The organism is Sphingobacterium sp. MYb388 (assembly GCF_037479535.1).
GTDB lineage: Bacteria > Bacteroidota > Bacteroidia > Sphingobacteriales > Sphingobacteriaceae > Sphingobacterium > Sphingobacterium anhuiense.
The window spans coordinates 276,412-290,883 of record NZ_JBBGYV010000006.1 but is presented as its reverse complement, the minus strand read 5'-3'; the positions used below and the strand labels follow the sequence as shown (position 1 = coordinate 290,883).

Genomic DNA, 14,472 nt, shown 5'->3' with positions numbered 1-14,472 from the left:
GAAACACGTTATAATTTATTAAATTTGTTTATAACCTCATTTGAAAAAAACATGAATAAAAAACTGAGTTTAATTTTAACAGTAATAGCTATGTCGTCCGTACATCTTGGAAACGCACAAGAATTGAAATATCCAGAAACAAAAAAAGGTCAGGTAGTTGATCAGTTCTTTGGCGAATCAGTGCCAGATCCTTACCGTTGGTTGGAAAATGACTTAGCAGCGGATACAAAATCTTGGGTTGTTGCGCAAAATAAAGTGACGTATGATTATTTAGCTCAGATTCCATATCGCGATCAGCTGAAACAACAATTGACAGATATTTGGAATTATGAGAAAGTTGGAACTCCTTTTATAGAGGGTGCTTATACTTATTTTTATAAAAATGATGGTTTGCAGCAACACGCCGTTCTATATAGAAAATCAAATAAAGGTGGAAAGGAAGAGGTCTTTTTAGATCCAAATACATTTTCTAAAGATGGATCAACTTCTTTGTCAGATGTAAGTTTTTCAAAAGACGGTAGTTTGATGGCTTATTCTATTTCAGAAGGAGGCTCAGATTGGAGAAAAGTAATTATTTTGAATACTGCTGATAAAAAACAAATTGGTGAGACGTTAATTGATATCAAATTCTCAGGTATTGCCTGGAAGGGGAATACTGGATTTTATTACTCCAGCTATGATAAACCGAAAGGCTCAGAATTATCGGAGAAAACAGATCAGCATAAAGTTTATTTTCATCAACTAGGTACCGCTCAGGCAAAAGATAAAATGATTTTCGGTGGAGCTGCTGTTCAACGCCGTTATATCGGTGCCAACTTAACGGATGATGAGCGGTTTTTAATCATTTCTGCCGCAAATACAACGACCGGCAATGAATTGTATGTACAGGATTTATCTAAGCCTGGAAGTAAGATCATCAACATCTTAAGTGGATTTGACAGTAACACAAGTATCATTGATAATGATGGCGATACTTTTTATGTTCAAACAAATTTAAATGCACCAAATAATAAATTGGTGAAGATGAACATTCGTCAACCTGAATCGAAGAACTGGATTGATGTTATTCCTCAAACGGAAAATGTTCTTGAAGTTTCGACTGGTGGCGGTTATTTATTTGCTAATTATCTTAAAGACGCAATCTCAGTTATTGAGCAATACGATTATACAGGAAAAAAAATCCGTGAGATCAAATTACCGGGTGTAGGAACTGCTGCAGGTTTCTCCGGCAAGAAAAAGGAAAAAACAATCTATTACGGTTTTTCAAATTACATCACCCCATCTACAAGTTTTACATTTAATGTAGACAATGGACAATCTGAGGTTTATATTAAACCTAAAGTGAAGTTCAATTCAGATGAGTTTGAATCTAAACAGGTTTTCTACACATCAAAAGATGGAACAAAAGTTCCAATGATCATTACGCATAAAAAGGGATTGAAGCTGGATGGTAAAAATCCGACCATTGTTTACGGTTATGGTGGCTTTAATATCAGTTTGACTCCTGGTTTTAGTGTATCTACAGCCAATTGGATTCAAAATGGTGGCGTATATGCTGTTGCAAACTTACGAGGTGGAGGTGAATATGGTCAAAAATGGCATGATGGTGGCCGTCAGTTTAATAAGCTGAATGTGTTTAACGATTTTATTGCCGCAGCAAAGTATTTACAGAGCAATGGCTATACTTCTCCTGATTATACTGCACTATCTGGAGGTTCAAATGGAGGATTGCTCGTTGGGGCAACCATTACGTTAGATCCAACTATTGCAAAAGTAGCTTTACCAGCAGTAGGCGTGCTGGATATGTTACGTTATCATACATTTACAGCAGGAGCAGGTTGGGGATATGATTATGGTACTGCTAATGACAGCAAAGAGATGTTTGATTATCTGAAGGGATATTCACCTGTACATAATGTTAAAGAAGGTGTTTGTTATCCTGCGACTTTGGTTACCACCGGAGATCATGATGACCGTGTAGTGCCTGCACATTCTTATAAGTTTGTTTCAGAACTACAGGCAAAACAGAAGTGTGATCGTCCTGTTCTCATTCGGATTGAAACAAAAGCTGGGCATGGGGCAGGCCGTTCTACAGAAGTGGTGATTAATGAAACAGCTGATAAATATGCTTTTACCCTGTGGAATATGGGAATTAAAGCACTAAAATAAATATCATTTCAAAGTAAATCCACTCCTGACAAGAGTGGATTTTTTATTAAAAGAGCTACTTTTACTTAAAACAAACTAAGATGAGTACAAAAGCATATGCAGCCTTTTCGGAGGCCGAAGATTTAAAACCACATCAGATTCAACGCCGGGATTTGCAGGATAAGGATGTTTTTATTGATATTGAATATTGTGGTGTTTGCCATAGTGACATTCATACAGCAAGAGCAGAATGGGGACAGCCTCATTACCCCGTAGTTCCTGGTCATGAAATTATTGGACGTGTGTTGGCCGTAGGGCCAAATGTGACAAAATATGAGGTCGGTGACCTTGTTGGTGTAGGCTGTATGGTCGAATCATGCAAGCACTGTAATCCTTGTGATGAAGGGTTGGAGCAGTACTGCGAAAGTGGGATGATTGGCACTTATAACAGTGCTAAATCTAAATATGGTGGTATTACCTATGGTGGCTACTCGGAGAATATCGTTGTAGAGGAAGATTTTGTTCTGAGTATCCCGACAACAATTGATGTGAAAGCAGCTGCTCCTTTATTGTGCGCAGGTATTACAACATGGTCGCCTTTGCGTCACTGGAATGTGAAAAAAGGTGATAAAGTTGGTGTTATTGGTCTTGGAGGATTGGGGCATATGGGTGTTAAATTTGCGAAAGCGATGGGTGCACATGTTGTCATGATTACAACTTCTCCAGAAAAGGGTGAAGATGCAAAGAAATTAGGTGCTGATGAAGTTTTGATTTCTAAAGATGCGTCACAATTGCAGGCGCATGCAAATACGTTTGATTTTTTATTGAATACAATTCCAGTGGGGCATGACGTTAATCCATATTTAAGTCTTTTAAAATTGGATAAAACAATGTGTATTGTAGGAGCTGTAGAGCCATTGCCTGGAGTTCATGGTGGTTTGCTGATCGGTAAGCGTAGACACTTAGCAGGATCGTTGATCGGTGGCATCAAAGAGACGCAGGAAATGTTAGATTTCTGTGGTGAACACCAGATCGTTTCAGATGTTGAGGTTATCAATATTCAAGATATCAATAATGCATACGAACGTATGATTAAATCAGATGTGAAGTACCGTTTTGTAATCGATATGAAATCATTGAAAGACAGTTAATAATTTCTGCGGTATCGAAAAGGGTTGAAAATAAATAATTTTCAACCCTTTTTCTATTTAATAATTATGTTCAAGAGTATTATAAATTCCAGGTTGGGATATCACTTTTCATTTTAGCTAGTGTATCCTGATAGTTATCTTGTTCGCCTTCTGTCGCTAGAGATAATGCTTCTTCTTGCCATTTTATAGCATTTATCTTATCTCCTTTTTTATACAGTAGATTGGCATAGGTGTCTAAGTATGCGCTTTTTACATCTTGTTCTACAGCTCTTTTGCTCCATTTTAAAGCTGCGTCTAAACATGCCGCATCGGTACTGTTTTCAAAAATTTCCCAAGCATAACTATTCAATTGATTTGAATTTAGATCTTCTGATGTTAAATAGCTGTCAACAATATTTGTTAAAGAAGACCAATTACGCGATTGTACATAATACTGTGCCTTCATCAATTTGAAGATTGGGTCAAAATTGATATTTGCGTATTTGTCGGAAATTTCTGTTTTTAAAGCTTCCCAATTAGGTTCTGTATTGAAATCGATTTTAGTTCCTAATACTTCATTGATGGCCACAGTGGAAAGTACACGATTTGCCGCGCCGTTTTTTTCTAATAAAGCATCAATTTTTTCAGGATTATCCCGTAGTAGCTCGAAAGCTTTAGATCGGGATGTGCGTGTGTTTGCCACGAGATAGGCAGCACATTCTTTCGTTAAATTTTCAGGTTTGGTATGGGAGATAATGATATCTTCAGCTTGTGTCACAGTAGCTTCATCATAAGCTGTGTTCGCAGCTCTAACCATTCGGTGCGCTAAGGCTAAATCTGTTGGATTCTCGTTAAACGCTTTTAACAAAGCATAATACTGTGTTTCAGGTTTTAAAGCATCTTTACTCCGCTCAATGAATTCATCAGCATCGCCACCTCCGACCATACGGTGCACAAGTTCACCTTGAGGATTGAAAATTAAGAAGGTAGGATATGCGGCAATTTTGTAGTCTTTACCGAACCGTTCGGCTTCTTCATACCATGCTTTCACTTCTTCACTGTCCTTGTCCGTTTTATCCATTTGGATTTTGGTATTAACAAATTTAGAATTGAAGAAATCTCCCACTTTTGTTTGTGGAAATACACTAGCACTCATGTATTTACAAGGACCACACCAGGTAGTAAACAAATCCACAAAGATAAATTTGTTTTCTTTTTTTGCTTTTTCTTTAATTTGGCTCCAGTTCAATCCGTGCTCAAATGTTATTCCTTTTTCTTGACCTATAACGGCAAAGGGTAAAATAAGGAGGAATAATAATATCTTTTTCATAACCAGTCTCTAAGAAGTTGCTCACTTAATCATTTCTTGAAATTAAAGTTATGTAATAAAATTGTAAAAAAAATAGGTTACAGAAATTTATTTCTGTAACCTATTTGTAGAATAGTGCTTTTTATAAGCCTAGATCTTCATTTTGGACTTTAAACCTTTTTGAATTCCGTCTTTATGAACTAAAAGTGATGTTGTTTTGTAACGAACAAACTCTTTTGTTACATACAAGTAACCTTTATAATCGTTTGTCACACCCCAAGAGTTTTTAACGATATAATACTCTTTACCTGTTTGATCTTTGGCTAATCCAACGATGTGCATACCGTGATCATCAGTTGTTTGGTAGTTGTCGAAAGCAGTCTGTCTTTGTTCAGCTGTAATTTTAGCCTCAGGTTTTGGTCCAACAAACATTTCTTGTTGTTCTTGTGGGGTCATTTGCTCGAATGGTTTTGCAGGGACATAAGCCACACCATTTTTCCAGCTAAAGCTTTTCTCAGAAACATCTGTTGCCCAAGCTACTGTATAACCATTATTCAATGCATTATCAATGATATCAGTTAGGTCATTGATTTGAACATTATAAAAATTATCAAATGACCAGTTATCAGGAATCAATAATACAAATTTATTGTAGTAAGGTTGATCTGTAACAGAAGCAATACCGACATATTCATCAGGGTTAATACCAATTACTTGATCAGCAAATGTACGTGGTGTATAGCTTTTGCCTTTGTATTGGAAGTTTTTAGGGACTTCACCTAGGTACGAATCCATTGCAGCAGTGTACGCTTTTTCCCAGTTTGGAGTTAACGTTTTGCTTTTTACAAAAGTAGCTAACATGGCATCCAACATATTGGTCATTTCACCAAAGTTGTTTTTATCAGATCCATAGTGTAGGCCTGTGTACTCTGTTTGTGGCAAAGCACCATAGTGGCGGAACGCATTTAAAACATCATGAAATTGTCCACCTTCGCCTAAAGATAATCCGCCGTGTAAACGCACGTAGTTTTTTGCTTTTCCTAAATAAGTATTACGAGCAGAGAAAATCTGTGAAATTTCTACAGGTTCTTTTCCCATACGGATCATTTCAGACTCGAGGAATGAATTCCCAGAATATGACCAACAGGTGCCGGAAGAACCTTGGTTTTTGATCGAAGTATTTTTTAGATTAATGATTTCGGTAAAAGTGAAGCCAGCCTTACTGTTATCATTTTGATTTGTTTTTAAGGCATTGATTAAATTATCCTGAGCCTGTACTACTTGTAATGAAGCTGCAAATAGTGATGCTGCCAATACGAGTGATTTATTCCAATTCATTTTTTAAAAGTTAATGATTTTATGATGCTAAATTAAAAATAAATTCATTTACCATCATGACATTCTTACAATTTGATTGTAATAAAATTGTGCTTAACAAAAAAACGGGGCTTTTAAAGCCCCGTTTTTTATTAATTTTCTATTTTGAGATCTGGTTTTTTAGGAAATACCAATGACGCGACGACACTGATCACCAAAATACTGACGATAATAATCAATGAATGTGATGTTGAAAAACCAATTTGTACCAACCAGTGATGCAGTAACATTTTTAATCCAATGAAAATTAGTAAAAATGCTAATCCTACCTTCAAGTAATGGAATTTGTGAATGATATTAACCAGTAAGAAGAACATAGAACGCAATCCTAATACCGCGAAGATATTAGAGAAAAATACAACGTATGCATCTTTTGTTACCGAGAAGATCGCTGGAATAGAATCTACAGCAAAAATCAAATCGGTAAATTCAATTACCAGCAGAACCAAGAATAAAGGTGTCATATATTTGACACCATTTTCAATATGGAAAAAGTGACCACCATCTAATTTAGGCGTTACCTTAAAATATTTAGATGCAAATTTTACCACAGGATGGTTTTGTGGATCCACTTCTTCCTCTTGATTTCTATTTAAGAACATCTTAATACCGGTAATCAATAAGAATCCTCCGAAGATGTATAAGATCCACCCGAATTTTGTAATCAATGCTGCTCCTAAGAAGATGAATATGAAACGCATTAATACGGCTCCAATTACGCCCCATACCAATACTTTATGGTAGTAACGTTCTGGAATACCAAAAGATGAAAATAAGAGCACCATAACGAAGATATTATCGACAGATAGGGCATATTCTACTACATAGCCTGTTATAAATTCTAGGGCTAGGTTATTATTGTATAACGCAATGCTTCCTTCCAGATCTCCAGGTATGATTTTAACGTCATGCAGATGAGCTTTGATGACTTGTTGCAGATGATCTAGATCTTGAATGTTGTGTAATTCATGGCCATAGTGACGTAAAACCCAGTAGAAGCCTAATGCTAATAATACCCAGATTATACTCATGATGGCGGCACTTTTTAGGGATACAGTTTTGTCTCCTTTTGAAAACACTCCTAAATCGATCGCTAACATTAAAATAATGAAGATTAAAAATCCTCCAAAAAACATGATCTCGTGACTCATTTTCTATTTTTTTCTTTCAGTTGTAAATTTGACAAGTTGTAGTAACCCTGTTTTATATTCATTATCAGGAAATTCATCTAATATTTTAAAAGCATCTTTTTGGTAATCCAACATTTTTTCTGTTGCATATTCCAATCCACCACTTTGTCTTACAAACGCGATGACTTCTGCTACTTTTTTATTGTCATCATTATGGTTTTTTACCAGATTGATGATTCTTCTTTTTTCTGATTTGTCCGCTTGACTCAATGCATATATCAGTGGTAGGGTCATTTTTTTTTCTTTGATATCATTTCCGAGTGGCTTGCCCACATCGTCGACTCCAAAATCAAATAAATCATCTTTTATCTGAAAAGCGATACCGATTTTTTCGCCAAATGCATGTAGTTTTTGAACGGTCGCCGCATCGGCTCCCGAAGATGATGCTCCACAAGCACAACAGGAAGCAATCAATGAAGCTGTCTTCTGACGGATGACTTCAAAATAGATTGATTCTTCGATATCCAGTTTCCGCGCTTTTTCAATCTGTAATAATTCACCTTCACTCATTTGTTCAACGGCCTCTGAAACAATTTTCAGTAAGTCATATTCATGATGCTTTACTGAGAGAAGCAATCCTTTGGAAAGTAAAAAATCACCGACTAGAACGGATACTTTATTTTTCCAGAGTGCGTTCACAGAAAAGAAACCTCTTCGTTCATTTGCATTGTCTACAACATCATCATGAACCAATGACGCTGTATGAAGCAACTCAACTAAGGAAGCGCCACGATAGGTGGATTCTTTTATACCGTTGCACAGACCTGCCGAAAAGAAAACAAACATTGGACGCATCTGTTTTCCTTTGGTTTTCACAATATATCCTGTAATACGATCTAATAGAGGGATTGAACTTTTCATTGAAGCTTTAAATTCAGTTTCAAAAGTTGCCAATTCCTTGAGGATGGGACGTTGTATTTCTTTTAATTTCAGCATGCAAGATGGTTAAAAACCACTATAATCTCCTTAAATGTCTATAAATATAAGCAATAGATTATAATGAATCTACCGCATTCTCTAATTTTTGGTACCATTCGTCACCATATTCCCGAATTAACGGGTCTTTTAGGAACTTGTATACAGGAACCTGTAGTTCTTTTCCAAAAGTACATGCATCTTTGCAGATGTGCCATCTGTCGTAATGAAGCACATCAAATTCAGGATAAGTTGTCGTACGAATAGGGTATAGGTGACAGGAAATTGGCTTTTTCCAGTTGATATCTCCAAGCTCATATGCTTTCTCAATGGCACATTTTGTGATACCATTTTCCCAAGTAACATATGCACATTCTTTATTACCATCGACACATGGGGTTGTTAAATCTCCGTCCATATCAATCACATGTGTGCCTTGATCTTCTATGGCTTCTATACCTTTAGCTGTCATGTAAGGTTTTACTTTTGGATATATCTCCGCAAGTATGGCCAGCTCATTTTGTTTTAATGGAGCGCCGGAATCTCCTTCTATACAGCAAATGCCTTTGCATTTGGAAAGATTGCATACGAAATCATTGTTAATCAAATCTTCGTGCACTAATACATTTCCTACTTCTATCATGATATTTTTTATTTTGAATAACTCGCACGTTGTCCGAGTTTATGTTTCAAGCCTTCGGCTTTTAAGAGTTCTAATGTGACAGAACCAATTAAAATGTCTACGTTAGCTTTTACAGGGATACGATTCCCATCATTGGTTACCCAAAGATATAACTTACTGTTTTTCTTGAAAATTCTTCCTGGCTTTATTTCAGGACTGAATTTAAGACATTCTAACGATCCTAAATCTGTTTTTATGGTTTCTACACCAATATATTTAATTCCTAATGTGGCGATCTCGTCGTTTAAGAAATAAGTCAATTTAAATGACTCTCCTGGCTTGACAGACGAAAGGTCTAAATTGCGCGCAAAATAGTATGCTGATAGTAAATCAAATGTTTGAGATACTACACTTTTGAAGTCTCCTTTATTTCCGCTTACTGATCTTGTCTTTTGATCGAAAGTAACCTTATCATTCCGTCTGTAGCCTCCTTCTCTGATGTTTTCAGTATAATAATAAGGCAGGTAAGTCTTACCATCTATATAGGAGTTGTATTCGTTCTTAACTGTATATAAAGCAAATGCTCCGGCAGTTTTCCCAGTTGCATATAACCGGAATGCCGGTGCCCCGCTACCTGATTTAGTATCTGTTACCGTCAATAGGCCAGTTGCCGCAGATAGAAAACCATACTTTAATTTGTACTCTAATTTTTCTCCGCCTTTAAAAGCGGATTCTTTCAAATGAGGAAGTTCTTGAGCAAATATCTGACCGCAGAAACTGAGCACTAAGAGTATTAACGAGACTAGCTTTTTCATATACGTAAGAATACAAAAATATTTTGAAATTACGAATACCGCTATTTACGTTTAAATACAGGAACGGTAGAACAAGGTTCTCCATACATGATACTTTTCGCAACTTTTGCCAAGGCAGTAGAGAACTGAACGAAAGCCGATTCCGGAATTTTGATATCTCCACATCCTTTTACAACAACGCGTTGATCAGTATATTCAGACATATCAATTTCGGCTATAGTTTGGGCGTATAGAATACGTTCGAGTTCAGCAAGATCTCCAAATACAACAGTCTTTGCAAACGGCTCTAATTTGGTCGCTAACAGCATATATGCCCATGTCTGGACAATAGCATCAGTCGAACATGTAATTGCGACATGTTTGCCTGCATAAGCTGACCAGTCATGTGTTTTTATAAAATCTCTAAAGTCTTTCTCTTTTAAGATCAGGCCATGAAATAGATTGTCTTTAATATCATATTCAACAAGTTCACCTGTTGGCTTGAACTTCGCAAGATCTACAGTGATAATACCACTCTGAGCAACTTTATTTACAATGTCGGTTTGAATATCCATATCAAATAATAAAAAAGCCGGACGATATACTCGGCCGGCTACAAAGTTAATTAAAATTATCTTAAAAGAATTTCACGCGATTGTCAGTGATTTCTGATTTATCTTGTAAAGCTTTGAAAATTGAAGCCCAAGAACGCTGCAGTTTTCCGGCTAAAATTTGTTTTTTCTGAGCATTTAAATCAGGAATCGCAGCAGGGTTAACAAAGCCATTCACTTGAACAGCGTATACACCTTGTGCACCTTCAATTGCTTTAGATGGTTTGTTCGGTTGTAAACCAAATACAGTACCCACCACTTTGTTTTCTAAAGAAACTCCAGGGATAACTGGATTTGCCAATACGATATTTTCAACTGCTACTGGAGTTTTACCTAATTTCTGTCCTACCTGATCAAGAGAGCTAGCACCGCTTAAGGCAGCATTCATTTTCTCTGTCAATAGTTTTGCTTTAACTGCATTTTTTACAGCAGGCTCAATATCTTTTTTTACAGTTGCTAAAGGCAAGATACCTTTAGGTTGTACATCTACAAGGCGTGCTAATATATACGATTGTTCTGTTTCAAAAACACGATCAGAAATATCATCTTTTTTAGCTTCGAATGCCCATTTGATCAATTCTCTTGGAGCTTCATTGCCGTCTAATGTATTATCCATTGCTAAAACACGAGTTGCAGTAGTTGCTTTCAATCCTAATTTTTGAGCTTCTTGAGCAAAGTTTTGTGCTGTAGCTGCAGTCAAGAAAGCATTTGCTTTGCTATGTGCCGTGTTTAATGTTTCTTTACCGCTGATAATCGCTTTATCTACGATCGCAGCTTTAACATATTTTGCAGAACCAATTTGATTCTCGATTTTGATGATATGTACACCAAATTGTGATTCCACAACTTTAATATCACCTGTTTTTCCATTGAATACAGCGTTATCAAAAACAGGAACCATTTGTCCACGAGGGAATGTTCCAAGTTCGCCGCCATTTACTTTACTACCTTGGTCAGTACTGAATTGGACAGCTAGTGAAGAGAAGCTTTCTCCTTTCGCTAATAAACCTTTGATTGAGTCTGCTTTTGCTAATGCTTTCTGAACACCACCTTCAGCAGTTGCGTTCAATAAAATGTGACTAGCTTTTACGGAGTCAGGTCCAACAGTCGTTTGTGCTACTTTAGCAATTTCAAATAAACCGTTAGATTCGTAAGGACCAACAATAGTTCCAGCCGGAACATTGAAAAGTACTGAATCCAATGCTGGACTTAATTGACCTTTTTTAACAAAAGTATAAGGATATTTATTGTCTGAGTTGATCGATGCAAATAAAGAATCGTTTGTTGAAGCTGCTAATTCAGTTTTCAATCTATTGATAGTCTCTTTTGCATAATCGATATCTTTTGCAGTAGGACGTGCATCTACAACAACATACTCGATAGAGCGAGTTTCTTCTTGATTTTTAAATGAGTTTTTATGCTCATCGTAATATGCTTGATAGTCAGCATCCGTGATTTTGATTTCACTATCCTTAACGCCAGCATAATCCAATAATACATATTTGAAATTTGCTAATTTATTGCGTTGTTGATATTCATCATTAGCTTCTAAAGATGTAACATAAACACTGTTGTTTAATAAGCTTGAGTATTTATTGTTCAAACGTTCTTCCTTTACAGCTGCTAATAACATTTCCCACTGTTGTGCTGCCTGAGGATTACCCGCGGTGTTTAATTGTGAAATGAATGTTAACAATTGGTTACGATTAAATTGACCTGTTTGTGGATCAGTAAAAGCTTGAACAATTTGATTCGAAGGGCGATTACCTGTAACTAAATCATTTAATTCATTTTTGCCAACCTCTAAGCCGATTTTTTCAATTTCGCTTTTTAGGATTTCTTTTTGCAACAATTGATTCCATACCTGTTGTACAGCATATGATTTCATTTGAGTAGTCAAGTTACCACCCATTTGTTGCTTAAACATTTCTGCTGTTTGATCAACTTGTTGATTGAATTCTTGGAAATCGATTTTCTCTCCATTTATTTCTGCTACGCGATTTTGGTTTTTAGCCCAAAACGGAGTTCCAGATTTGACAACATCTCCTAATAAAAATGCTAGAATTGCCACAGCCATAGCTCCAGTTAAAATGAAACCAGCTCGGTTGCGCAAAAAGCTCATTAATCCCATAGTCTGTTTATTGTGTTTATTATTGTTTAAATACTTAAAATACCATTATTTAGGAAATAGTATGCCTAAATGCGGTGCAAGATACAATTTTTATAAAAAAAAGAGTAATTATTTCTGATTAAGGGAAACTTATTTCATCCAAATTTGTTTTGAGCAAATTTTATTGGCCAAATGAAGGGAACATACTATTGTCTTTTACCAGCATGACACCCGTTGAATTTTGGATATTTATTTTTTTAAAATCCTTATCAGAAGTAAAGGAAGATCCCTGCAGGTTACCTCTATTATCTTTGAAATAGGCCGTTATAGGCATATTATTATAGAAAGATTCTTTGCCTTCATCGTAGATGATTTCATCTGTTTTAATGATTGACCCGTCTGCCATCGTTACGACAACGTTCTTTTTGAATGTTGTTGTTTTTGCCGCTTCATGCTGAATGGCATAATCCGAGATAATACGTTGTGTTTCTTTAACATCTTTATCATAGAATATGATCTGGATACCTTTAGGAAATTCATACACTTGCGTACTATCATGTTTAATGCGCATTTCAGGAGCTGACATCCGTGCTTTTACGATCGTTGAATCGCTATAGATGACGTCCACGTGACGAGAGATATCAACGGCTTCTTCTTTTTTAAGATTAGCGATCCGATCTACTTCTTTTAAATCGGGTTCACAAGCTGTAAAGAAGATTGCCCCTACTGCAATGAGGAGCAGTAGAGGCAATGTATAATGCTTTTTTGAGGCAATTGTATGTCTTGCCATATCAGTCTCTTGATTAATCAATGGAGTTTCTTCTAAACCAACGGTCATTTAAAGTAAAACCAACATTCAAGTTGACGTATCTCTCTCTGATCAGGCTATTGTTCATGGTTCCCATTTGTCCCAGTTCTGCAGAGATATTGATTTTAGAAAATGCACCTGAATAAGGATTTCTTGCTAATGGAAGGCCAACCCCAAAGGTAATAGCCATATCATTGATATCCTGTTTGTTGATGAAGTATTGCGTTCTGTTATAACGGAAGCCGATACGGTAATCCATTAAACTTGTGTATTTAAATGAAGTTGGATCTGGTGTGATTTGTCCACCGATTGCAAAACCATAATTTGTTTTTAAGTTTTCTTCGTTTTTTCTTACCTGAAATTTAGACCAGTCTGCATATTTGAATTCTGCACCTACTAACCAACGGTTTGTTCTGGCAAAAGTAATACCGACATTATGTTTTAATGGAAGGTTTAAATCTCTTCTCGTTCGCTCAGTTTGACTCACTGTATCCAAAGCGATATTTGTGTCGTCACTATTGTTTGAGGGTAGCGTACGCGTCACAAATGATGTTGTGCGGTCATGGATTGCATTATTCAATGATCCCGAATAACCAACTGTTATCGAATATTCTTTATTGATCGTTTTGTAATACTGAGCCCCGTAGTCAAAGCTTACACCTTGGATTTCACGTTTATCTTGTTGTTGTACGTTCAGACCGTAGTTAAAGGGTAATTCAAGTCGGCTAAAATCATTTAAGGTACCAAATAAGTAAGAAATATTAGCTCCGACACTGAAATTCTTTGTGATATTGACACCGTATCCGAAATAAGCTTTTGTTAACCCACCTTCTCCAGTAAATGTTTTTCTGTAATTAACGGTATCTATTTTTTGTATACTGTTTGAGTTGTAACCTAAATCTGAGTATGGTAAAAGACCGATACTGATACCGCCCGCTTTTTTCATTGGGAAGGTCATTGTGATATGACTGAAAGCAAAATCTGCCGTATTATCTGACTTATTTTTCGAACTCAATTGGGTGAAATTTCCATATAGACCGGCATCAAAAGTACTGAATTGGGCAGCAGAGTATGAAGCTGGATTACTAGGATTCGTATTATAAACTGAACCGAAGTAACGGACACCCGTGGATAAGCCACCCATCGCACGATGTTGAGGTAGTAGATCTTCACGCATTTGACCTAAGCCAAATTGTGAATAAGGTGATGCAGACGTCGACTTCTGCGCAAATGCTGCTGACGAGCTGTATAATAAGCCTAAAGTCAATAACACTTGAGGTACTTTACTTGTAATGGAGCTTAAAAAGCGTTTCTGCATGATTATAGATTAAAGTTGCGAAACTTTTATTTTATATAAATAATATATTAAAGTTTTGTGTTTCAAAGATTCTAAAAATATGCGAAAAGATCGGTATAACGGGTTAAAAATCTGTTCAAATTTATATTTTACGATGATCC

The 14,472-nt window shown here is 36.2% G+C and carries 12 protein-coding genes; 2 read left to right on the top strand and 10 right to left on the bottom strand.

Annotated elements, in window-relative coordinates:
- The first annotated feature begins 51 nt into the window (after nucleotides 1–51).
- Entirely contained in the window at nucleotides 52–2,169 is a 2,118-nt protein-coding gene (locus WH188_RS19045; RefSeq protein ID WP_183916139.1) for a prolyl oligopeptidase family serine peptidase, read from the top strand.
- A gap of 80 nt (nucleotides 2,170–2,249) precedes the next feature.
- The gene (locus tag WH188_RS19040; protein ID WP_339424500.1) at nucleotides 2,250–3,299 is read left to right on the top strand and encodes an NAD(P)-dependent alcohol dehydrogenase; all 1,050 of its coding nucleotides are present in this window, start codon (nucleotides 2,250–2,252) and stop codon (nucleotides 3,297–3,299) included.
- 79 nt (nucleotides 3,300–3,378) lie between these two features.
- Here the strand turns inward: WH188_RS19040 and WH188_RS19035 are convergent, their stop codons facing one another.
- From WH188_RS19035 to WH188_RS18990, 10 genes are all read right to left on the bottom strand, one after another.
- A complete protein-coding gene (locus WH188_RS19035) occupies nucleotides 3,379–4,608 on the bottom strand; it encodes a thioredoxin family protein (protein WP_339424499.1) in 1,230 nt (409 codons plus the stop codon).
- Between the two features lie 129 nt (nucleotides 4,609–4,737).
- Nucleotides 4,738–5,925 (bottom strand): C1 family peptidase, encoded by a 1,188-nt coding sequence (locus WH188_RS19030; protein WP_132772500.1) that lies wholly within the window; start codon nucleotides 5,923–5,925, stop codon nucleotides 4,738–4,740.
- A gap of 131 nt (nucleotides 5,926–6,056) precedes the next feature.
- Nucleotides 6,057–7,115, bottom strand: coding sequence for a TerC/Alx family metal homeostasis membrane protein (locus WH188_RS19025; RefSeq protein WP_021189307.1), 1,059 nt, complete (start codon nucleotides 7,113–7,115; stop codon nucleotides 6,057–6,059).
- A 3-nt stretch (nucleotides 7,116–7,118) separates the two neighbouring features.
- Entirely contained in the window at nucleotides 7,119–8,090 is a 972-nt protein-coding gene (locus tag WH188_RS19020; RefSeq protein WP_132772498.1) for a polyprenyl synthetase family protein, read from the bottom strand.
- A gap of 58 nt (nucleotides 8,091–8,148) precedes the next feature.
- The gene (locus tag WH188_RS19015; protein WP_021189309.1) at nucleotides 8,149–8,712 is read right to left on the bottom strand and encodes a DUF3109 family protein; all 564 of its coding nucleotides are present in this window, start codon (nucleotides 8,710–8,712) and stop codon (nucleotides 8,149–8,151) included.
- Nucleotides 8,713–8,720: 8 nt separating this feature from the next.
- Nucleotides 8,721–9,506, bottom strand: coding sequence for a DUF3108 domain-containing protein (locus tag WH188_RS19010; RefSeq protein WP_132772494.1), 786 nt, complete (start codon nucleotides 9,504–9,506; stop codon nucleotides 8,721–8,723).
- 41 nt (nucleotides 9,507–9,547) lie between these two features.
- Nucleotides 9,548–10,060, bottom strand: coding sequence for a DUF2480 family protein (locus tag WH188_RS19005; protein ID WP_339424498.1), 513 nt, complete (start codon nucleotides 10,058–10,060; stop codon nucleotides 9,548–9,550).
- A gap of 61 nt (nucleotides 10,061–10,121) precedes the next feature.
- The gene (locus tag WH188_RS19000) at nucleotides 10,122–12,227 is read right to left on the bottom strand and encodes a peptidylprolyl isomerase (RefSeq protein WP_339424497.1); all 2,106 of its coding nucleotides are present in this window, start codon (nucleotides 12,225–12,227) and stop codon (nucleotides 10,122–10,124) included.
- Between the two features lie 160 nt (nucleotides 12,228–12,387).
- Entirely contained in the window at nucleotides 12,388–12,996 is a 609-nt protein-coding gene (lptC, locus tag WH188_RS18995) for an LPS export ABC transporter periplasmic protein LptC (protein WP_168128303.1), read from the bottom strand.
- Nucleotides 12,997–13,009: 13 nt separating this feature from the next.
- A complete protein-coding gene (locus tag WH188_RS18990; protein ID WP_132843868.1) occupies nucleotides 13,010–14,332 on the bottom strand; it encodes a hypothetical protein in 1,323 nt (440 codons plus the stop codon).
- Nucleotides 14,333–14,472 lie beyond the last annotated feature (140 nt).

Excerpts from the sequence above, each read along its gene's own strand:
- WH188_RS19045 (WP_183916139.1), top strand. The coding sequence starts at position 52 with ATGAATAAAAAACTGAGTTTAATTTTAACAGTAATAGCTATGTCGTCC.
- WH188_RS19040 (WP_339424500.1), top strand. The coding sequence starts at position 2,250 with ATGAGTACAAAAGCATATGCAGCCTTTTCGGAGGCCGAAGATTTAAAA.
- WH188_RS19035 (WP_339424499.1), bottom strand. The coding sequence starts at position 4,608 with ATGAAAAAGATATTATTATTCCTCCTTATTTTACCCTTTGCCGTTATA.
- WH188_RS19030 (WP_132772500.1), bottom strand. The coding sequence starts at position 5,925 with ATGAATTGGAATAAATCACTCGTATTGGCAGCATCACTATTTGCAGCT.
- WH188_RS19025 (WP_021189307.1), bottom strand. The coding sequence starts at position 7,115 with ATGAGTCACGAGATCATGTTTTTTGGAGGATTTTTAATCTTCATTATT.
- WH188_RS19020 (WP_132772498.1), bottom strand. The coding sequence starts at position 8,090 with ATGCTGAAATTAAAAGAAATACAACGTCCCATCCTCAAGGAATTGGCA.
- WH188_RS19015 (WP_021189309.1), bottom strand. The coding sequence starts at position 8,712 with ATGATAGAAGTAGGAAATGTATTAGTGCACGAAGATTTGATTAACAAT.
- WH188_RS19010 (WP_132772494.1), bottom strand. The coding sequence starts at position 9,506 with ATGAAAAAGCTAGTCTCGTTAATACTCTTAGTGCTCAGTTTCTGCGGT.
- WH188_RS19005 (WP_339424498.1), bottom strand. The coding sequence starts at position 10,060 with ATGGATATTCAAACCGACATTGTAAATAAAGTTGCTCAGAGTGGTATT.
- WH188_RS19000 (WP_339424497.1), bottom strand. The coding sequence starts at position 12,227 with ATGGGATTAATGAGCTTTTTGCGCAACCGAGCTGGTTTCATTTTAACT.
- lptC (WP_168128303.1), bottom strand. The coding sequence starts at position 12,996 with ATGGCAAGACATACAATTGCCTCAAAAAAGCATTATACATTGCCTCTA.
- WH188_RS18990 (WP_132843868.1), bottom strand. The coding sequence starts at position 14,332 with ATGCAGAAACGCTTTTTAAGCTCCATTACAAGTAAAGTACCTCAAGTG.